The organism is Photobacterium salinisoli, from assembly GCF_003614885.1.
Lineage (GTDB): Bacteria > Pseudomonadota > Gammaproteobacteria > Enterobacterales > Vibrionaceae > Photobacterium > Photobacterium salinisoli.
On record NZ_QZMS01000007.1, the window covers coordinates 1414138 to 1434207 of the forward strand.

Annotated in this window: 20 protein-coding genes; 14 read left to right on the top strand and 6 right to left on the bottom strand. The window is 50.9% G+C overall.

Going from position 1 to position 20070, the window contains the following annotated elements; translation table 11 throughout:
* Positions 1–219: 219 nt before the first annotated feature.
* Positions 220–840 (bottom strand): L-threonylcarbamoyladenylate synthase, encoded by a 621-nt coding sequence (locus tag D6M16_RS07140; RefSeq protein ID WP_120511204.1) that lies wholly within the window; start codon positions 838–840, stop codon positions 220–222.
* A 46-nt stretch (positions 841–886) separates the two neighbouring features.
* Positions 887–1723 carry an RNase RNM gene (gene rnm / locus D6M16_RS07145; protein WP_120511205.1) on the bottom strand — a complete coding sequence of 279 codons (837 nt, stop codon included), beginning with the start codon at positions 1721–1723 and terminating at the stop codon, positions 887–889.
* Between the two features lie 265 nt (positions 1724–1988).
* Here rnm and aroF point away from each other — a divergent pair, with 265 nt between their 5' ends.
* The 11 genes from aroF (at position 1989) to gspS2 (ending at position 12596) form a co-directional block, all read left to right on the top strand.
* A complete protein-coding gene (gene aroF / locus D6M16_RS07150) occupies positions 1989–3002 on the top strand; it encodes a 3-deoxy-7-phosphoheptulonate synthase (protein ID WP_120511206.1) in 1014 nt (337 codons plus the stop codon).
* Complete coding sequence (locus D6M16_RS07155) at positions 2999–4567, top strand: anthranilate synthase component 1 (protein WP_120511207.1); 1569 nt, start codon at positions 2999–3001, stop codon at positions 4565–4567. The genes aroF and D6M16_RS07155 overlap by 4 nt, the downstream gene beginning before the upstream one ends.
* 10 nt (positions 4568–4577) lie before the next feature.
* Positions 4578–5189 carry an aminodeoxychorismate/anthranilate synthase component II gene (locus D6M16_RS07160; protein WP_120511208.1) on the top strand — a complete coding sequence of 204 codons (612 nt, stop codon included), beginning with the start codon at positions 4578–4580 and terminating at the stop codon, positions 5187–5189.
* Positions 5190–5208: 19 nt separating this feature from the next.
* Positions 5209–6219, top strand: coding sequence for an anthranilate phosphoribosyltransferase (trpD, locus tag D6M16_RS07165; RefSeq protein WP_120511209.1), 1011 nt, complete (start codon positions 5209–5211; stop codon positions 6217–6219).
* 2 nt (positions 6220–6221) lie between these two features.
* A complete protein-coding gene (trpCF, locus tag D6M16_RS07170; RefSeq protein WP_120511210.1) occupies positions 6222–7592 on the top strand; it encodes a bifunctional indole-3-glycerol-phosphate synthase TrpC/phosphoribosylanthranilate isomerase TrpF in 1371 nt (456 codons plus the stop codon).
* 66 nt (positions 7593–7658) lie between these two features.
* Positions 7659–8849, top strand: a complete 1191-nt coding sequence (trpB, locus tag D6M16_RS07175; RefSeq protein WP_120511211.1) for a tryptophan synthase subunit beta — start codon at positions 7659–7661, stop codon at positions 8847–8849.
* On the top strand, positions 8849–9655 hold the full coding sequence (gene trpA / locus D6M16_RS07180; protein WP_120511212.1) for a tryptophan synthase subunit alpha: 807 nt from the start codon (positions 8849–8851) through the stop codon (positions 9653–9655). Before trpB ends, trpA begins: the two co-directional genes overlap by 1 nt.
* A 287-nt stretch (positions 9656–9942) precedes the next feature.
* Complete coding sequence (locus tag D6M16_RS07185) at positions 9943–11211, top strand: dicarboxylate/amino acid:cation symporter (protein WP_276131387.1); 1269 nt, start codon at positions 9943–9945, stop codon at positions 11209–11211.
* A 180-nt stretch (positions 11212–11391) separates the two neighbouring features.
* A complete protein-coding gene (yciA, locus tag D6M16_RS07190; protein ID WP_120511214.1) occupies positions 11392–11790 on the top strand; it encodes an acyl-CoA thioester hydrolase YciA in 399 nt (132 codons plus the stop codon).
* Between the two features lie 87 nt (positions 11791–11877).
* Positions 11878–12180: a YciI family protein gene (locus D6M16_RS07195; RefSeq protein WP_027253406.1), complete on the top strand. Its 303-nt coding sequence runs from the start codon at positions 11878–11880 to the stop codon at positions 12178–12180.
* A gap of 5 nt (positions 12181–12185) precedes the next feature.
* Positions 12186–12596, top strand: coding sequence for a type II secretion system pilot lipoprotein GspS-beta (gene gspS2 / locus D6M16_RS07200; protein WP_120511905.1), 411 nt, complete (start codon positions 12186–12188; stop codon positions 12594–12596).
* Positions 12597–12656: 60 nt separating this feature from the next.
* On the opposite strand, the gene D6M16_RS07205 is transcribed toward gspS2, so the two are convergent.
* From D6M16_RS07205 to D6M16_RS07215, 3 genes are all read right to left on the bottom strand, one after another.
* Positions 12657–13592, bottom strand: coding sequence for a class I SAM-dependent methyltransferase (locus D6M16_RS07205; RefSeq protein ID WP_120511215.1), 936 nt, complete (start codon positions 13590–13592; stop codon positions 12657–12659).
* Between the two features lie 52 nt (positions 13593–13644).
* Entirely contained in the window at positions 13645–14349 is a 705-nt protein-coding gene (locus D6M16_RS07210; protein WP_120511906.1) for a TIGR01621 family pseudouridine synthase, read from the bottom strand.
* Positions 14350–14427: 78 nt separating this feature from the next.
* Positions 14428–15759, bottom strand: a complete 1332-nt coding sequence (locus tag D6M16_RS07215; RefSeq protein WP_120511216.1) for a sodium-dependent transporter — start codon at positions 15757–15759, stop codon at positions 14428–14430.
* Positions 15760–15942: 183 nt separating this feature from the next.
* On the opposite strand from D6M16_RS07215, the gene cls reads away from it, so the two are divergent.
* From cls to D6M16_RS07230, 3 genes are all read left to right on the top strand, one after another.
* Positions 15943–17400, top strand: a complete 1458-nt coding sequence (gene cls / locus D6M16_RS07220) for a cardiolipin synthase (protein WP_120511217.1) — start codon at positions 15943–15945, stop codon at positions 17398–17400.
* Between the two features lie 401 nt (positions 17401–17801).
* Positions 17802–18317, top strand: a complete 516-nt coding sequence (locus D6M16_RS22170; protein WP_162940946.1) for a putative pterin-binding protein — start codon at positions 17802–17804, stop codon at positions 18315–18317.
* Between the two features lie 52 nt (positions 18318–18369).
* Complete coding sequence (locus D6M16_RS07230) at positions 18370–19494, top strand: GGDEF domain-containing protein (protein WP_162940947.1); 1125 nt, start codon at positions 18370–18372, stop codon at positions 19492–19494.
* A gap of 7 nt (positions 19495–19501) precedes the next feature.
* On the opposite strand, the gene D6M16_RS07235 is transcribed toward D6M16_RS07230, so the two are convergent.
* Complete coding sequence (locus tag D6M16_RS07235) at positions 19502–19957, bottom strand: SRPBCC domain-containing protein (protein WP_162940948.1); 456 nt, start codon at positions 19955–19957, stop codon at positions 19502–19504.
* Between the last annotated feature and the right edge of the window lie 113 nt (positions 19958–20070).

Genomic DNA, 20070 nt, shown 5'->3' on the forward strand with positions numbered 1-20070 from the left:
AGGCGTCGAAACATTCTAAAAATCATCGTTCTGTTACTGACGTTTTGCGCATCAGCAACACAAGATACCCACCGTTTGCAGTGTTAAGCTGAAACGGCGTCCACCCTATTCAAAGCAGCCGTGAATTATGCCAAATACTGCTGCCTGATACCATATAAAAAGAAGGGAAAAGACGATTCTTTCATCGCCTGAATCCCTTCTCTTCTGACTGAGCCGTGTTTATTCAAACGGGTTGGTATCACCGGCACCGTAACGCACAATCTCGATGCTGTCGTTACTGAAATCCACCACAGTCGTTGGCTCTTCCCCTATGACCCCGCCATGGATGATCAAATCAACGGCGTGGTCCAGCGCATTATGAATGTCCTCAGGATCCGATTCCGCGGTGTCTTTGCCGGGCAGTATTAAGCTGGTAGACATCATAGGTTCACCCAGCGCATCCAGCAATGCCAGCGCAATCTCGTTGTTCGGTACCCGGATCCCAATCGTTTTACGCTTCGGATTCATCAGGCGCCGTGGCACCTCTTTTGTCCCTTTGAAAATGAAGGTGTAGGCACCCGGCGTATTGTTACGCAACAATCTGAATGCATCATTTTCGACGCGGGCATATAACGACAATTCAGACAAATCGCGGCACAAAAGGGTGAAATTATGCTTTTCGTCAAGCTTACGAATCCGACAGATACGTTCCAGCGCCTGCTTATTGGCCAGCTGACAGCCCAGCGCATAGCCTGAGTCGGTTGGATAAACGATAACGCCACCGTTGCGAACAATAGCCACGGCCTGACTGATCAGTCTTGCCTGCGGGTTATCCGGGTGAACATAAAAAATTTGACTCATCACTCCTCCAGACCTGCGCTTATTCAGAGCACAGGTTTACAACATTTTATTCCATGCCCCAGTCCTGCCAGACAGGCACTGACGCTTTGGGTAACCAAAGATTACGTCCCAACTCCGTCCAGGGTGACGGGTAGTGAAAATCCGACCCCAGAGATGACAACAGGCCAAATTGTTCAGCATACTCCGCCAGAGTGCGGCGCTCATTCTGTGCCTGCTGCGGCTGAGCCACTTCAATGGCATCGCCGGTTGCAGCCACAAAATCGGTAAGCAAACGCTTCAGCCATTTTGCGGTCATGTCATACCTGCCCGGGTGGGCCAGCACAGCCTGTCCGCCAGCGGCATGAATCGCCTGAACAGCCTCGGCGATACTGCACCAGTTAGGCGGAACATAACCGGTATTTCCCCGGGTCAGAAATTTCTTGAACACTGCCTGCATTGTTTTGGCGTGCCCTTGATCTACCAGCCAGCGGGCAAAATGGGCCCGGGTTAAGGTGGCATCGCCGGCAAGGGCTCTCGCACCTTCATAAGCACCAACTATCTGGCTTTTAGCCAGACGCTCTCCCATCAACACCGCACGGGCGGTTCTGCGTTCAGCCTGCTGTGCTATCAGAGACACTATGTCAGCATGCGACGGATCGATGTTCAGGCCAACAATGTGAATATCAAAATTATTCCAAACTGTCGATATTTCAATGCCTTTGACCAGCTTTAAAGCCAGATTTTGTGCATCTATCGCCTGCTGGGCAGATTCAAGGCCCGCGACAGTATCGTGATCAGTGATCGCGAGAACATCCACGCGGAAGTCGGCCGCCCGCTTCACCAGCTCGGCAGGCGTGAGTCGACCGTCCGAGGCCGTGGTATGACTGTGAAGATCAAACAACATAAAAATAAAGTCTTGACATAATATTCATGAACTAGTTTACTAGTACGAAGTTACTCGATAAACATTTAATTACTCAGGTTCTGTTTATGTTACAGCAAAAACATCATTCGCTTCGCGCTTTCTTCACTTGGTGGCTGCATAACCTCTAGCGGGTCGTGAGATTTGCTGTGCCAACTGCACAGAATCCAGAACCCGCCCTTCGCGGGTTTTTTTATAGCTGAACAATCAAAAATCAATTCCACATCTGGCTAGCAAGGACAACAACATGATTATCGTACTCAAACCAACAGCCACCGAGAGCCAAGCAAAAGACATCCTGAAACGTATTGAAGATGCCGGCCTCAAACCCCTTTATATGCCAGGTGTGGAACGCATTGTACTGGGCGCATTGGGCGATGAACGGGTGCTGCAGAAACTGAACCTAGATGCCAATCCTTGTGTAGAAAACATCAAGCCAATCCTGACCAAATACAAAATGGTCAGCCGGGAAGTGCAGGCACACGATACTGTCGTTCGTTTCGGTAATGCATCGGTGGGTGGCAATAAATTTGCCGTCATTGCCGGCCCCTGCTCTGTTGAGTCTGAGCAACAACTGCTGTCTGTGGCTGAAGTGGTCAAACTGCATGGCGCAGTTGCACTGCGGGGTGGCGCTTACAAACCGCGCACCAGCCCTTATGATTTTCAGGGCATGGGTGTTGAAGGGCTGAAACTGCTCAAGCAAGCCAGCGAGATGCTGAACATGCCAACGGTCTCCGAAGTCATGGAAGTGAGCCAGATGGAGACCATGTGTGAATACATCGACTGCCTGCAAATCGGCGCCCGAAACATGCAAAACTATGCTTTGCTTAAAGCAGTGGGTGAGAGCAAAAAGCCTGTTCTGCTCAAGCGCGGCCTGTCTGCCACTATCGAAGAGTTGCTGCTGGCAGCGGAGTATATCTATGATGCCGGCAACCCGAATATCATCCTGTGCGAGCGCGGTATTCGTACATTCGAAACGGCGACCCGCAATACACTGGATCTCAATGCCGTTGCCTTCCTGAAGCAGAAAACCCACTTGCCAGTCGTTGTTGACCCAAGCCATGGTACGGGTGTCCGTGAGCTGGTGATTCCCTTATCCCGCGCGGCTGCCGCAGTGGGGGCTGACGGTATCATTGTTGAATCTCATCTCAACCCGGGCGAAGCCCTGTCTGACGGCCATCAGGCACTGACCGGCCCCATGTTTCAGCAACTGATGCAGGAACTGAAACCTTTTGTAGAAGCTGCAGGTAAAACACTATGAAAACAACGCCTTTAGCTGTCGGAGAACTGGACGTTCTGAATCTGGACGTGCCTTATGTCTCCGAACCCACAGAACTCTATTATTCGATCTGCGGTGACCGTCCCCACAACCTGTTACTGGAATCGGCAGAAATCGACTCCAAAGAAGATCTGAAAAGTCTGATGCTGATTGATGCCGCCGTTCGCATTGTCTGCCGCGGCCGCGAAGTGCGCCTGGAAGCCTTGACCAGTAATGGCCAGAATGTCCTGCAGGCAGTGACAAACCAGATCCCGGCCGATGTTGATCTGGCCGTGGACAACGATACCCTGATACTGACATTTAAGGAAAGTGGCCGTGCACTGGATGAAGACAGCCGGCTGCGTCAGTCATCACCCTTTGATGCACTACGCCTGATTCAACACATTTTCCACCAGCCAGCGCAGTCACGTGAGGCGCTGTTTCTGGGCGGTCTGTTTGCCTACGATCTGGTCGCCAGCTTCGAGCCGCTACCTGACACAGAGCAGGGTAACCGCTGTCCGGACTACCTGTTTTACGTGGCTGAAACCCTGCTGGTTATCGACCACCAGCGCCGTAAAGGCAAGCTTCAGGCAACCTTGTTCGGCGGCGACAACTACACGGCAAGCTATTTCGAGCTGAGCCGCCGGCTGCAACAAATCAAAGAAATATGCCTGAAACCGGTTGCCCTGCCACCGGCCGAATTCTTGGACAAGTGCGAACCCAGCGTCGGCATCAGTGATGCCGACTTCTGCGCAACCGTCGAACAGTTAAAGCAATTTGTGGTTCGGGGCGATGTTTTTCAGGTGGTGCCTTCCCGACAGTTCACTCTGCCCTGTCCGTCACCGCTGAACGCATATAAAGCCCTGAAGATTGGCAACCCAAGCCCTTACATGTTCTACCTGAAAGATGCCGATTTCACTTTGTTCGGTGCCTCTCCTGAGAGCGCACTGAAATATTGTACCGACAGCAATCAGGTCGAAATCTACCCTATTGCCGGGACCCGCCCTCGCGGCAAAAAGCCGGATGGCAGTATCGATCTGGATCTGGATGGCCGGATCGAGCTTGAACTGCGCTGCGATAAAAAAGAAAACGCCGAGCACATGATGCTGGTCGATCTGGCCCGAAACGATGTGGCCCGAATCAGCCAGCCAGGTACCCGTTACGTGGCCGATCTGCTGCAAGTTGACCGTTACAGCCATGTGATGCATCTGGTATCCCGAGTGGTTGGCCAGTTGCGCGATGATCTTGATGCCCTACACGCCTACCAGGCCTGCATGAACATGGGCACTCTGACAGGGGCACCGAAAATCCGCGCCATGCAGCTCATCCGCGATGTCGAACAACAACGCCGTGGTAGCTATGGCGGCGCCGTCGGCTACCTGACCGGACAGGGAGATATGGATACCTGCATAGTGATCCGTTCAGCTTATGTTGAAGACGGGGTCGCAACCGTACAGGCCGGTGCCGGAGTGGTGTATGACTCAGTGCCCCAGGCCGAAGCAGATGAAACCCGCAGCAAAGCGCAGGCTGTCATCACCGCTATTCGTCACGCACACAGTGTGCAGTAAGGAGCCGACCATGAACAAACACATCGACATCGTTCTGCTGGATAACTTCGACTCCTTTACCTACAACCTGGTCGACCAGTTTCGCTCCATGGGTTATCCGGTCACCATTTTTCGCAACAGCCTGAGCGCGGAACAGGTAGAACAGGCGCTGGCAGAAAAACAAAATCCGGTGCTGGTTTTATCGCCGGGTCCGGGCGCCCCTGCTGAGGCTGGCTGTATGCCGGCACTGATTAAGCGGGTGGCCGGCAAAGTACCCATGATAGGTATCTGTCTTGGTCATCAGGCCATTGTTGAAGCCTATGGCGGCAAAGTCGCAGGGGCAGGAGACATAGTCCACGGTAAGGCCGCGCAGATGACCCATAACCAGCATGCCGTCTTTGGCCAGTTATCCAGCCCGCTGACCATAGCCCGTTACCACTCTCTGGTGGCCACTCAGGTGCCGGACGCGCTCAGCGTCGTGGCAGAGGTCGAGGGCTTGGTAATGGCGGTCACCCACGAGAAAGACAAAGTCTGCGGATTTCAGTTCCATCCTGAATCCATTCTGACTGCGCAAGGCGCGCAACTGCTGGCAAACACCCTCGACTGGGTCTCGGGCCAATCCGCCACTGTGACTGAATTTTAAAGCTAAGGGAGACGCCCAGATGAACAGCGCTATATATCCGATTACCGACAAGTTATACGAGCAGCAAACGCTGACTAAAGACGAAAGCCGCACATTATTCGATGCCATTATCAAAGGTGACGTGGAGCCTGCTCTGCTGGCTGCTATTCTTACTGCACTGAAAATCAAAGGCGAAACACCCGACGAGATTGCCGGCGCCGCGACTGCCTTACTGGAAAATGCAGCGCCCTTCCCTCGTCCGGACTACGACTTTGCCGATATTGTCGGCACAGGCGGTGACGGTGCGGATACCATCAATATTTCCACCACTTCGGCTTTTGTTGCCGCCGCCTGCGGGGTAAAAATCGCTAAACACGGTAACCGAGGCGTCTCCAGCAAATCGGGTTCTTCAGACCTGCTGGACAAATTTGGGATTAATCTGGCGATGTCGGCCCAAGACGCCCGTGACGCGCTTGATGAGCAAGGTGTCTGTTTCCTGTTTGCACCTCAGTACCATAGCGGCGTGCGCCATGCCATGCCTGCCCGTCAGGCCATGAAAACCCGCACTATCTTTAACCTGCTCGGTCCGCTGATTAATCCTGCCCGTCCCAGTATTGAGCTGATGGGCGTGTACGATGCCGCCCTGGTTCGCCCGATTGCCGAAACCATGATTGCGCTGGGGATGAAACGTGCCGCTGTAGTACACGGCAGCGGTTTGGATGAAGTGGCGATTCACGGCCCGACGCTGGTTGCAGAGATCATCAATGGCGATATTCGCGAATATACAGTGACACCGGAAGATTTTGGCTTGCAAACCCACCCGTTAGATGCGATTAAAGGAGGCGAACCAGAAGAAAACCGTGCCATTATCACCAACATACTGACAGGCAAAGGTACGGAAGCACAGCAAGGCGCTGTGGCCGTTAATGTCGCTCTGCTGCTTCGTCTGTTTGGTCAGGAAGATTTGAAAGCCAATGCTCAGCAAGCGATGGAAGTCATGCAATCCGGCAAAGCCTACCAGCTGGTAGAGCAACTGGCCGCACGAGGTTAATCATGGAAACTGTACTCGCCAAAATCGTCGCTGATAAGAAAATCTGGGTTGAAGCCCGTAAGGCAATCCAGCCGCTGGACAGCTTCATTTCCGATGTCACCCCCAGTGACAGGGACTTTTATCAGGCCCTGCAAAGCGAAAATGCGGTATTCATTCTTGAATGCAAAAAGGCATCACCGTCTAAAGGGCTGATCAGGGAAGATTTCGATCTGGATCATATTGCTCAGATCTACGGCCGTTACGCTAATGCGATTTCCGTTCTGACTGATGAAAAGTATTTCCAGGGCAACTTTGACTTTTTGCCGCAAGTCCGCCAGCACGTGACCCAGCCCGTATTGTGCAAAGATTTTATGATAGACCCGTATCAGGTCTATCTGGCCCGCTATTATCAGGCCGATGCCATTTTACTGATGTTGTCTGTCCTGAACGATGAGCAATACCGTGAACTGGCAGCTCTTGCCGAAACACTGAATCTTGGCGTGCTGACTGAAGTCAGTAACGAAGAAGAACTGGAACGTGCCATTGCACTGCAAGCCAGAGTGGTAGGCATTAACAACCGTAACCTGCGCGATCTCAGCATTGACCTGAACCGGACCAAAGTACTGGCTCCGCGTCTTCCGGCAGGTACGCTGGTGATTTCAGAGTCCGGCATTTATACCAACCAGCAAATACGTGATTTATCAGACTACGCCAATGGCTTTCTGATCGGCAGTTCACTGATGAGTGAAGAAAATCTGGAAATGGCTGTGCGCACTGTGCTGCTGGGCGAACATAAAGTCTGCGGACTGACTCACCCTGATGATGCCTGTGCGGCTTACCAGAGCGGTGCAGTCTATGGCGGGCTAATTTTCGTCGAAGGATCACCGCGAGCCGTCGACGGTGAGCTTGCCCGCCTGGTGATGAGCGGTGCCCCGCTGAAATACGTCGGCGTATTTCGCAATGCGGATGTGAATGCGGTAGCCAAACACGCTAAAGCTCTGAAACTGGCAGCCGTTCAGTTGCACGGCAACGAATCCTCTGATTATATTTCAGCGCTGAAAGCCTTATTACCCGCAGACTGTGAAGTCTGGAAAGCCCATGGTGTCAGTGATGCTCTGCCCAACCTGACGGACTGGCCGGCAGACAGGCACCTGCTGGATACCCAGGTTGGTAACCAGAGCGGCGGTACAGGTCAGCAATTTGACTGGTCACTGCTGGATAATTGCGAAGAGAAAAGCCGCATTATGCTGGCTGGCGGTTTAAATCCGGACAATGCCAAAGATGCCGCCAGCAAAGGCTGTCTTGGCCTTGATTTTAACTCTGGCGTAGAAAGCGAGCCCGGCAAAAAAGACAGACAGAAATTACTCTCGGTATTCAAGGCAGTGAAGCCTTAATCACGTTAGCGAACAGCTTGCGGGCTTCCGCACTGACACAGATTACAAGAATAGGACAGCAGACACATGAGTAAACTTGACCCGTATTTTGGTGAATTTGGCGGACAGTTTGTGCCCCAGATTCTGGTTCCGGCTCTGGACCAGCTGGAAGATGCCTTTATCGATGCGCAAAAAGACCCGGCTTTTGAAAAAGAATTTATCGACTTATTGAAAGACTATGCCGGTCGCCCAACGGCACTGACTTTGTGTCAGAATTTAACCAAAGGCACCAAAACCAAACTGTACCTTAAACGCGAAGACCTGCTTCATGGCGGCGCGCACAAAACCAATCAGGTTCTGGGTCAGGCCCTGCTGGCCAAGCGCATGGGTAAAAATGAAATTATCGCCGAAACCGGTGCTGGCCAGCATGGCGTTGCTACCGCCTTGGCCTGTGCCCTGCTTGGCCTGAAATGTCGTATTTATATGGGTGCGAAAGATGTTGAGCGCCAGAGCCCTAACGTTTTTCGTATGAAGCTGATGGGCGCAGAAGTTATCCCGGTTCATTCTGGCTCAGCGACTCTGAAAGATGCCTGTAACGAAGCCATGCGTGACTGGTCTGCCACCTATGACAAGGCACACTATCTGCTGGGAACAGCCGCAGGTCCGCACCCTTTCCCGACCATAGTCCGTGAATTCCAGCGCATTATCGGGGAGGAAACCAAGGCGCAGATTCTTGACAAAGAAGGCCGACTGCCGGATGCGGTGATCGCCTGTGTCGGCGGTGGTTCAAATGCCATCGGTATGTTTGCTGATTTTATCGAAGACACTGGTGTGAAACTGATTGGCGTAGAGCCTGCCGGTCTGGGCCTGGATACCCACATGCACGGCGCACCACTGAAACATGGCAAGCTGGGGATTTTCTTCGGAATGAAAGCCCCGTTAATGCAGGATGAACATGGTCAGGTGGAGGAATCTTATTCCATCTCTGCCGGTTTGGATTTCCCGTCTGTCGGCCCTCAGCATGCTCATCTGAATGCCACCGGCCGCGCAGAGTACGGTTCAGTGACTGACGATGAGGCTCTGGATGCGTTCCAGGCCTTGGCCCGCCATGAAGGCATTATTCCTGCGCTGGAATCAGCACACGCCCTGGCTTATGCACTCAAGCTGATCAAAGAGGAGCCGGAAAAGGAACAGCTGCTGGTAGTTAACCTGTCTGGCCGTGGTGACAAAGATATCTTTACCGTACATAAGATTCTGGATGAAAAGGGAGCCCTGTAATGGACCGTTATCAAGCATTATTCAGCCGTTTAGCGGCCAAACAGGAAGGCGCTTTTGTTCCTTTTGTCACCCTGGGCGATCCGAGTCCGGCCCTCTCTTTACAGATCATTGATACTCTGGTGGAATCCGGCGCCGACGCCCTTGAGCTGGGTATACCATTTTCAGACCCGCTGGCCGACGGCCCGACCATTCAGGGAGCGACTATCCGTGCGCTGGATGCCGGCACCACGCCAGACACCTGTTTTGACATGTTAAAACAGGTGCGTGCTAAATATCCTGAACTGCCTATTGGCCTGCTGATGTATGCCAACCTGGTGTTTGCTGGCGGCATTGAGCATTTTTACCGTCGTTGCCAGGAAGCAGGTGTTGACTCAGTGCTGGTCGCAGATGTGCCTGTGAATGAATCTGCCGAATTCCGTCAGGCCGCTGAGAAATATGGCATTCACCCGATTTTCATCGCTCCGCCAAATGCCACCACAAGTACACTGAAAACCGTGGCTGAGTGTGGCGGTGGTTATACCTACCTGCTGTCACGCGCTGGTGTGACTGGGGCCGAAACCAAAGCAGGCATGCCCATTGACCACCTGCTGGCCTCTCTGGCCGAGTATGACGCTCCGCCGGCGCTGCTGGGTTTTGGTATCTCAGAGCCGGCGCAGGTCTCTGAAGCGATTAAGGCTGGTGCAGCCGGTGCCATATCTGGTTCTGCTGTGGTAAAAATTATCGAGCAGCACAAAGAGAACCCAGACGCTTTGCTTCATGCATTAGGACAATTCATCCACAGCATGAAGCAAGCAACTAGACGCTGATTCGCCCCTTCCTTGAATAAAGCCCTGGCTTGATGACGAGCCGGGGTAATTTCATTAACAATACCTTTACATCCCCTCTTCTCGGGCATAAAAAACGTAATGCATAAGCCAGCCTGCTGATTAAACTAAATCACCCCGAAATCGTAACGTGAGTAGAAAGTAGCGAACTTCAACATTGATTATCGCATTATTCTGCTGTAAAACCTTAACCCGCAAAATATTGACTCAAATTAAGCAACATTTGCGAAACATAAAACTTTCATCAATTAACAACTTCCACAATAAAGGTGTTCAAGGTGCTAAAACAACAAGGACTACTTGGCAACATTGGAGTACAGGTTGTCATTGCCATGTGCTTGGGTGCACTGGTCGGTGCAATGATGGGACACTCGGCGAGTATGTTTGCTCCGCTGGGCAGTATTTTCATCCACCTGATTAAAATGCTGGTGATCCCTCTGGTTGCCGTGGCCATCATCTCTGGCGCAGCCGGGCTGGGTAGCAGCCAGTCAGCCGGTAAGATCGGCCTGATTACTCTGGGCTTCTTTGGCCTAACGTCAGCGGTTGCCGTTGCACTGGCACTGTTTATGGGTGAAGTGTTCCAGCCTGGCATGGGTGTCGACCTGAGCGGCGTTCAGGGCATGTTCGCAAACACTTATGCTGACAAAGGTGACCTGCCTTCATTCTGGGCAACTATTCTGGGTATGATCCCAACCAACATTTTCCAATCCCTGAATGAAGCAAACATTCTGCAAATTCTGGTGTTCTGCCTGTTCTTCGGTATCGCCGTCTCTAAACTGGAAAAAGAACGCCGCGATCCGCTGATCAACGGTGTCAATTCCATCGTTGACGCTATGGTCTGGATGATCAATGTGGTCATGAAGATCGCACCTATCGGCGTGTTCGGTCTGATGGCTGATGCCGTGGGTACGTTTGGCTTTGACGCTCTGATGGTGGTGTTCAAGCTGTTCGTGGTCTACATCGCTGCTATCCTGGTTTACGGCTTCGTGTTCTACCCGCTGATGATCAAATGCTTCAGTAAAACATCGCCAATCAAGTTCCTGGCTGCCATGAAAAAGCCTCAGGCGGTTGCACTGTCTACCGCTTCTTCTATGGCAACGTTGCCTGTCACTATGGAAACTTGCGAAGAAGAGCTGAAAGTGAAAAACAGCACAGCGGCTTTCGTATTGCCGCTTGGTGCAACCATCAATATGAGCGGTAACGCTATTTATTATGGTCTGGTCGCTATTTTCTTTGCCCAGCTGTTCAATGTTGACCTGTCTATGAGCGCGTATATCGCCATCATCGTCACGTCCACACTGGGCGCCGTAGGTCAGGCAGGCGTACCTGGCCCTTCATTCCTGGTCGTGGCTGTTTTGCTGTCGGCAGGTATTCCTATCGAAGGTCTGCCTCTGCTGTTTGCGCTGGATCGTATCTTCGACATGATCCGTACTGCACTGAATATCACAGGTGATGCTGCCTGTGCTGTGATTGTGGACAGTCTGATCTCTGACGAGCAGAAAGAAGACGTGCGCATGGCAACACAGAACGAAGCATAAACTGCAGCTTCTGCAATCCCAAAAGGCTGTCAGTTGACAGCCTTTTTTATTTTCTGCCGCTTTGGATCCGATTTTCGTTCAAAGTTCCATCAGACCTGGGTCAGACCAGGTGCTTTCTGCTTGCAAGCTACCGCAATATTGATGACCATATGAATACATCTTCCCAACACATGATTTATGATGAATTCAGAAAATAATGTCCCACGAGGCCAGTTATTACTTCGCACTTTAGCCATGCCTGCTGACACCAATGCAAATGGCGATATTTTTGGTGGCTGGATAATGTCACAGCTCGATCTGGCCGGCGCCATTCTGGCTAAGGAAATATCTCGCGGTAAAGTGGTTACCGTCTCTGTCGACAACATAGTGTTTAAAGCACCGGTCGGTGTGGGTGATGTGGTGTGCTGTTATGGCGAATGTAACCGCATTGGCAATACGTCGCTCTCGGTCGCCATGGAAGTATGGGTAAAACCGGTTGGCAATGACGGTATTGGCGAACGTTACAAAGTCAGTGAAGCGACTTTCAATTATGTCGCCATTGATGCCAATGGCCGACCTCGTCCGATTAATAAAGCCTGATTTATCTGCCCTGACCGCTGGTTGGGGCTTTTTCATTCCGCTATGATAACGGCTGCATTCCACCACAAGTACAGGGAGACAGAACGCATGTGGTACGTCATTTTTTCTCAAGATGTTGAAAACAGTCTGGAGCGCCGTCTGAGCGTTCGCGAAAATCACCTGGCTCGCCTCAAAGCCCTGCAGGATGAAGGTCGTCTGCTGGTTGCCGGACCTATGCCCGCCATTGACAGTGACAATCCGGGTGAAGCGGGTTTTACCGGCTCTACCGTCATCGCTGAGTTTGGCTCACTGGAAGAAGCAAAAGCCTGGGCTGATGCAGATCCTTACATTGACGCCGGTGTCTATGACAAGGTCATAGTGAAACCCTTCAAAAAAGTACTTCCGGCCTGATGGTTATGAATCGAGCATCCATAAAGGCCTTGTTTGCCGCCATGATGGCTGCGGTTATTCTCACAGGCTGTGCTAAATCGCAGGAAGATCTGACCAATGAGCTAGCAGAACGCCGGGCTGCGGTCATTAACTCCAAAGCGCCTTACCCTAAGATTGATCAGTACCAGATCATGAAAGCCAAAGCGCAGCAGAATATCGTTGAAATCACGATCCTTTACGGCGGTGGCGGTAAAGTCGCCCCTACACAAGCCGCACAGGCAGCAGCAGCAAACTTCTGCAGTAACCCTGAGCTGACACCTATGGTCAGCGAAGGTCTGGGCTATCTGATTCAGATCCTCGATATGCGGGGAAGACCCGTAGTGCAGCAGCCAATCAATGCACAATTCTGTGCCCAGATAGTGGCTCCCGGCTCCTGATCGGATGCCAGAGAGAAAGCCAGCTATAAAAATGCCGGAGATATCATCCGGCATTTTTATTTATCGGGCAAAAACCATGGCCTTCAGGGCGCTGTCATGATCCAGATCTTCAAACTCAGGCGGATTATCAAGACGCTCTATAAACCTCAGCCCTGGTGCTTCCTCTGCCATACCATCAATCAGAAACTGTGGTGACACGGCTGGCGAGTTGACACAGGCCAGCACCTTACCTTCGGCTGTCAGCATATCCGGCAAACGGCGCAGAATTTTGGCGTAATCTTTCGTGAGTGCAAAACTGCCTTTCTGAAATGACGGCGGGTCAATGATAATCAGATCATAAGGCCCGTTCTTTTTCAGTTTGCCCCAGGATTTAAAGATATCGTGCCCTAAAAAACTCACCTTGTTCAGATCGTGTCCGTTAAGCCGGTGATTATCCCGGCCGCGCCCCAGAGCCGCTTTGGCCATATCCAGGTTAACCACATGCTCCGCACCGCCCGCAATGGCGGCAACAGAAAATCCGCACGTATAGGCAAACAAATTGAGTACTTTGCTGTCTTTCGCCGCGTCCCTGACCCACTGGCGGCCATAACGCATGTCCAAAAACAGACCGTTATTTTGCTTCTGACCCAAATCGAGTTGAAACTTAAGGCCGTTTTCCGTCACTTGCTGCCAGGTTTGCAGCTCCCCCCAGATCACTTCCATCGGCGAGCCCGCCCGGTCACGATGCTGTACCAAAAGCGACACTGCGCCCGATTGCTGCCAGGTGTCCGTTTGTACCAGTTCATGAAGCAAAGCTGTCAAAGCTGCCAGGAAATCAGCATCCTGCTCTTTAAACAGTGATATCTGTACCTGACCGTCAAGCCAGTCGGCCGTCAGTTGTTCCAGTCCGGCCCAGCGCCGGCCCCGGCCATGAAATAACCGGCGTACTTCATGAGGAGGAGAAGCCAGTTGTGACAGCAAATGTTGACAGAACAGAGGTAAAGCAGAAGCGTCCATGGATCACCAGTATGAAATGAATGATAAATCTAAACGGATAGCGGTAACGGCGTTAGTCAACGCGCGGTTTAACCAGCCCTGAAGGTAACTGAGGCCAGGGAATATCCCAGGGTGCTGACCACCCGGACAGGGCTGCCTGCACTTCCGCGACTTGCCATAACGAGCCGTGTTCAGGCAAACAGACAAAGCGGCAGACTTGTCCCTGAAAGGTAAACTGCAGGGCAAATGCGTGTAAATATCCCCGGTCAGCCTCTTCCTGGCCATAAATGTCGTCACCGGTGATTCCGGCCCCCACACTTTTTAACGCCACCCGGATCTGATGGGTTTTCCCTGTGCAGGGTTTGCACAGGAACAGCCTGCGGCCATCACCGGCGGCCGTTGAAATAAACTGGGTAATCGCCGGATTCTCTCGTGTCGAATCCAGTTTCCAGCTGCGACGACGTGAACGGCTCATATCACCAATCACAGTGCCCTGCTTCTTTTTGGGTTTCTTGCTGCTGATTGCGAGATAAAACTTCTGCACTTCACGACGGGCAAAGTTACCCGACAATTCAGACGCTGCTTTCGCGTTACGACCCAGCAGCAAAATGCCGGATGTCATCTTATCCAGGCGGTGGATCAGATACAGCTGTTTATCACCGGTTGCCGCAGCAACTTCCGCGAGCAATGGCTGATCATTGTCATCTTTATGCACGCTCACGCCAGCATGTTTGCAAATAACGAGGAAATCCGGGCTTTGATGCAGAAGTGTAAACATGGTTCGCAGTTCAGTTGACTCAGGAAAGCGGCAGTATACCCGCTCTGCCGCATGACGCCAGTCTTGTGATGTCATCCATTACTGAAGGAAAAAGACCAGCAGCATGAGAACCGGACAGACAATACGCACATACCATGGCCAGATCCGCCAGAACAGGCTCGACTCAACGGTCGGATAGCCTTTACGGATTTCTTGCAACACTTTGTCTCTGTACCAGACCCACCCCACCAGCAGCGCGAAAATCATACCGATAATCGGCTGCGCATAGGCTGTGGTCATAGTTACTACCCGGCCGAACAAAGCGTCAAAATTAAAGACAATGACAGCCGAGATGGCACAGATTAAGCCACCTATCCACCAGACAGCAGTACTGCGACTCTGGTTAAGCTCTTCAATAGCGCAAGAAACAGGCACCTCCAGCATAGAAATGGAAGAGGTCAGCGCTGCAATGATCATCAGCACGAAAAACAGGATACCGACAATCATACCCACAGGCCCCATGGTGTCGAACATGGTCGGCAGCACACTGAATACCAGTGTATCTGATGCCAGTAATGCCCCGCTCTCGTCGTAAATCACCACGCCGTTATGCTGCGCCACAAACATAGCAGGCAGGATCAACAGCCCAGCGATAAAGGCAACGGCGGTATCGAGCAATGCGACCTGCGCTGCTGTTTTCGGTAAATTCGCAGACTTACTCAGATACGAGCCGTACACCATCATAGTGCACACCCCCAGAGAAAGAGAAAAGAACGCCTGTCCCATCGCACTGACAATCAGCTTGGGAGACAAATGACTGAAATCCGGCACCAGATACAACCTCAGCCCGGCCCAAGCCCCCTCCTGCGTCAGTATATATATCACCATGACAACGAACAGCAGCAGCAGGACAGGCATCAGGCGGGTTGACCATTTTTCGATCCCATCGGCGACCCCGCTCTTTACTACCATTACAGTCAGCCACATAAAAACCAGCATGAGTATCAGATTGCGGCCATTGCCAAAAGCTTCTAACCAGTGCGCCAGTGAAACCAGTCCCACCACCTCACAAATCGGTGCCAGCAAATACCCCAGCAGCCAACCGGCAACAATCGCGTAGAAACTCAGTATCAGCGATACAGCTATCATACCCGCCAGCCCGACAAGCCCCATTAGGGCTTTCTGCTGCGGCCAGACTTTACGCAGGGAAGTAATGGGATCGGCACTGCCGTAGCGTCCAATAGTCAGTTCAGCCACCAACAAGGGATAAGCCAGTGCAAAGACCATCAGCAAATAAACCATCAGAAATACCGCGCCGCCATTACTGGCCGCTTGCGTCGGAAAGCCCCAGATATTACCCAACCCGACCGCGGAGCCGGCTGCAGCCAGAATAAATCCAATTCGGGAGCTGAATTGCGCTCTGTTCGCCATACTCGATACTCAAATGACAAGGGGCTCTTACAAGATAAGCCATTTCTTGCCGTAATACGCCTTCACTATTGATACATGCTGCAATATAAAGTGTGTCAAGTTTTCGCTTAACCCTATGTTTTACTGAGATTCGGGTGCAAAATAGAGCGCAGGTATGCATATAGAAAGAGACAAACCACTTTTATGGATCACGTTTATCAAGTCTTAGCCTGGCTCAGCCTGTTTATCTATTGGGTTGCCATTGCGGCTGTCACTATGCGGGTGGTATTCAAACGTCGCGTGGTGGGTGTGTCACTGGCTTGGCTGATGATTATCTACATCATTCCTATTGGTGGCATCATTGCCTATCTCATGTTCGGTGAGCTCAATCTTGGCAAAAAACGGGCATTACGTGCCGAAGAAATGTTTGAGCCTTTCGCCAACTGGTTTAAGCAACTGTACAACTGCCCCGGGCATCAGCCGCAACTGATGAACCTGCATACCAAACCTATTCACGACTTGTGTCAGAATCGCCTCGGCATTCCGGCGTTGGTGGGTAACAGCATGACATTGCAGGACACCCCGCAATCCATTCTGCGCTCGCTGATTTCAGACATACAACAGGCCCATCGCGCTATTCATTTGGAATTTTACATCTGGCATCCGGGCGGTCTGGCCGACGAAGTGGCGACGGCATTAATTCTTGCAGCCAAACGCGGTGTTAAGGTCAGATTACTGCTGGATTCCGCCGGCAGCATGCGTTTCTTCCGCTCCCACTGGCCGCGTTTGATGAGGCATGCCGGTATCGAATTAACAGAAGCGCTGGCTGTCAGCCCGTTACGTATGTTCCTGCGAAGACTGGATATCCGGCAGCACCGTAAAATTGTTGTCATCGATGCTGAGATTGCCTACACAGGTTCCATGAATCTGGTCGATCCCGCTTTTTTCAAAACAGACGCCGGTGTGGGCCAATGGATTGATGTGATGGTGCGAGTCACAGGGCCAGCCGTTTCAGTGCTCAATTGCATTCAGGCCTGGGACTGGGAAGTCGAAACCGGGCAACGCTATTTGCCCCCTGTTCCAGAATGCGACGCAAACCCGTCTGATGGCAACATTGATATGATTCAGGTGATTCCATCCGGACCCGGCATGCCAGATGAAATCATCCATCAGGTTCTGTTAATCAGTATTTACCAGGCCAGAGAACGCGTCGTTATCACTACCCCCTATTTTGTGCCCAGCGAGCACTTGTTACATGCGCTGATCAGTGCCGCAGAAAGAGGGACAGAGGTTCACATTGTCATTCCCGCCAAAAACGACTCTGTCATGGTTGAATGGGCCAGCCGATCGTTTTTTGCCGAACTGTTGAATGCCGGTGTGTTTATTCACAGATTTAAGGGCGGTCTGCTCCATACTAAATCAGTTGTCGTTGATGATACCCATTGCCTGATTGGCACAGTCAATCTGGACATGCGCAGTCTGTGGCTGAATTTTGAAGTCACGCTTGCGGTAGATAATCCCGTCTTCACAGAGCAATTGGCACGTTTGCAGCAACAATATATCAAACAGTCCACTCGGATTGATCCGGCAAAATGGCGTGAGCGTTCTTTAGGCCATAAATTTCTTGAACAATGCTTTTATATGTTCAGTCCGTTACTTTAATCTGCCTGTCCTGCCGGCAAGATCAACAACGCCAGTGACATCAGCTGAAGCGCTTTACTTGGGTTCGCCGGTAATAACATCAGATGTCTAAAAAACACACTTTGACATCTGATTTCTTTGCGTGGTAATAAACTTAAGTGGTAACTTCCCATATGCAATCGCCTCCCAAATACCATCTTTGGAACAAAGGTCACACAATACAGTCAGACGTTTATACTGATAAAGACAAACAATCCGAAAGATAACACCAAGTTAGTCATAATTTCAGACATATCAGCCCAATTCATTTCAAAAGTGAAACAACCCCCTGACATTCATTCATGCGATAAAAGTATTGCTTTGCGATTTTATATAGCTATCTTTGTATTTACACCCTAATGACACATAAATATGAGGGATATGTGATTCCAAGGAAGTATATTTCACCCCTATTCAATTCCCTAAGAGCAGGCCTGCTATTTGCTGGTTTTGTTGTTGTTTTTCCTGTTTTTGCTCTTACACCGCCACCATTAACGCTCAAAGGACTGTCGGCGGAAAGTGCACCCATAGAAGTCCTCCTGACACAAGACGATATCGCCAGCCTTCCTCAGGAATCCATCACCACCTCCATGCCTTGGGTTAATGGCAAGGCAACATTTTCCGGTGTTAACCTGCAAGCACTGCTAAACCATTATCAATTGAAACCCGGCACCATACATTTAACAGCCCTGAATAAATTTACCGCCGAATTGAACTGGCAAGATATGGAAACATATCAACCTGTACTGGCGGTACGTCACAATGATGAATGGATGAGAGTACGTGATTACGACCCCTTCTGGCTTATTTTTTCACTGGATACGTACCCGAACCTGATTGATAAGGGCTTTTTAGAAAAAATGGTCTGGCAGATAAACGAAATTAATGTGGTGCCATGACGTGATATCCTTGAAATCATTAAAAGTTTTTCACTTAGCCGGGATGCCCTTGATGAAAAAGCTGCTTTTTTTTGCGGCCCCCCTGCTTATTGTGTTTACTTTCGTGTCGGTCAGCTCTTTAGAGTCCAATGCTGAGTCTGTCAGTAAAGACCAGAATCTGGCCAGCTGGTTCATGATGCAACTGAGCGATGAATACAGTGAGCTAATATACCAGCTGCAGAGTTATGAAGCCGGGCGGGCTGATAATCAGGATGTGCTGCTTCAGTATGAGATACTGTTAAGCCGGTTTAATTCCATTCAGGTGAACAGCCAGGTGAACCGCCTTCACAGCACCTTTGGTTCATTGCAGTCTTTCAACCATCATTATCAAATCGTTAAAGGCTACGAAGCTTCGCTGCAACAGCTCTCCAAACAGAATGTGGCTGAACTGACCGTGACGTTCAAAGATAATTACGATCAATTGATGAGCTATGCGTTGAAAACATTTCTGTTCACCAACAATGTATTACGCTCAAAACTGGACAGGTTTATTTCTCTGCGCTGGTTAATTCACGCCTCCCTGTTCTCCACCCTGCTGATCGGCATCATGATGATCTATTTGCTGATGAAAGAGTCGAAAACACACCATCAACTGGCGATGTATGACTCCTTAACCGGCATACATAACCGACTTTGGCTCAACAGAAAATTAAAAGATCTGGAGAAATCCGGCAAAGAGTTTGCGTTTTTCCTGATTGACCTGAACGGGTTCAAAGAAGTGAATGATACGCTGGGGCATGGTGCCGGGGATCAGTTGCTAAAAACGATAGCGCGACGACTTGATAACCTGACACATGATGGCATGTATGTGGCCCGGATGGGGGGGGATGAATTTGCTGTGATCCAGGTTTTTCCCCAGTCGGTCAATCAAGCGTATGTGTCTAACTTTTTGTTGAATACACTGGATCATGTACTCAAAATCCCTATTCAGCTCCTCCATCGTGAGTTATCACTTTCAGCCAGTATCGGCCTGAGCGTGTACACTCCAGGCAGCAAGAGCCTGTCAGAGCTTTTGCAGGAGGCTGATTTTGCAATGTATGAAATGAAACAGCAATTTAAAGCAGAGCACCCATACCCAATCACCAGCCTGGAACACCCCGCTTCTGATGCCGCGTCTGGCTTTACCAAACGCCAGTAACCGCAAACTAATTGGCTGACCAAATATCACTGGCCATCACATGGCCAGTTTCCAGCAGGGTTTTTAAATTACTGATCACCGCAGGCCAACCTTCACTGACATCCTGATAACTCAGCGAACCCGACTGTAAATCACTGTGAATAACCGTTATCCGGGTGTCTTCACCCAGATTTTCCAGTGCAATACTCACCTGAGATGAATGCATCACACCATGGTGTCCTCCGGTTTCCTGCCAGCTCAGCACTAAATGGTGAGGAGGATGAATAAGCAGCACTTTTCCCGTCACATCCTCAATTTCAGATCCGTCAGCCCGAATATGCGCCCAGCGGCTGCCCACCTTCCAGTCAGACTCATTCACATGCCCCCAGTATTGCTGGGTCATTTTCGGGTCCAGCAAAGCATTCCAGACGTCAGTATCTTTTGCCGCGATATAGCTGACATATTTGAATTGTTCCAAGCTCATGGGCATACCTCATCGTTGGGCAGCGAAGCGGGCTGCTGAGCCAATATCCCGATCTGGGCACTTTGGCTCCGCAACCAAAAGAGTATTCGTCATTCTTTATTGAGAGTAGCACT

Bases quoted from the DNA above. Each gene is read 5' to 3' on its own strand.
- D6M16_RS07140 (WP_120511204.1), bottom strand. From the start codon at position 840: ATGAGTCAAATTTTTTATGTTCACCCGGATAACCCGCAGGCAAGACTG.
- rnm (WP_120511205.1), bottom strand. From the start codon at position 1,723: ATGTTGTTTGATCTTCACAGTCATACCACGGCCTCGGACGGTCGACTC.
- aroF (WP_120511206.1), top strand. From the start codon at position 1,989: ATGATTATCGTACTCAAACCAACAGCCACCGAGAGCCAAGCAAAAGAC.
- D6M16_RS07155 (WP_120511207.1), top strand. From the start codon at position 2,999: ATGAAAACAACGCCTTTAGCTGTCGGAGAACTGGACGTTCTGAATCTG.
- D6M16_RS07160 (WP_120511208.1), top strand. From the start codon at position 4,578: ATGAACAAACACATCGACATCGTTCTGCTGGATAACTTCGACTCCTTT.
- trpD (WP_120511209.1), top strand. From the start codon at position 5,209: ATGAACAGCGCTATATATCCGATTACCGACAAGTTATACGAGCAGCAA.
- trpCF (WP_120511210.1), top strand. From the start codon at position 6,222: ATGGAAACTGTACTCGCCAAAATCGTCGCTGATAAGAAAATCTGGGTT.
- trpB (WP_120511211.1), top strand. From the start codon at position 7,659: ATGAGTAAACTTGACCCGTATTTTGGTGAATTTGGCGGACAGTTTGTG.
- trpA (WP_120511212.1), top strand. From the start codon at position 8,849: ATGGACCGTTATCAAGCATTATTCAGCCGTTTAGCGGCCAAACAGGAA.
- yciA (WP_120511214.1), top strand. From the start codon at position 11,392: ATGAATTCAGAAAATAATGTCCCACGAGGCCAGTTATTACTTCGCACT.
- D6M16_RS07195 (WP_027253406.1), top strand. From the start codon at position 11,878: ATGTGGTACGTCATTTTTTCTCAAGATGTTGAAAACAGTCTGGAGCGC.
- gspS2 (WP_120511905.1), top strand. From the start codon at position 12,186: ATGAATCGAGCATCCATAAAGGCCTTGTTTGCCGCCATGATGGCTGCG.
- D6M16_RS07205 (WP_120511215.1), bottom strand. From the start codon at position 13,592: ATGGACGCTTCTGCTTTACCTCTGTTCTGTCAACATTTGCTGTCACAA.
- D6M16_RS07210 (WP_120511906.1), bottom strand. From the start codon at position 14,349: ATGTTTACACTTCTGCATCAAAGCCCGGATTTCCTCGTTATTTGCAAA.
- D6M16_RS07215 (WP_120511216.1), bottom strand. From the start codon at position 15,759: ATGGCGAACAGAGCGCAATTCAGCTCCCGAATTGGATTTATTCTGGCT.
- cls (WP_120511217.1), top strand. From the start codon at position 15,943: ATGGATCACGTTTATCAAGTCTTAGCCTGGCTCAGCCTGTTTATCTAT.
- D6M16_RS07230 (WP_162940947.1), top strand. From the start codon at position 18,370: ATGAAAAAGCTGCTTTTTTTTGCGGCCCCCCTGCTTATTGTGTTTACT.
- D6M16_RS07235 (WP_162940948.1), bottom strand. From the start codon at position 19,957: ATGAGCTTGGAACAATTCAAATATGTCAGCTATATCGCGGCAAAAGAT.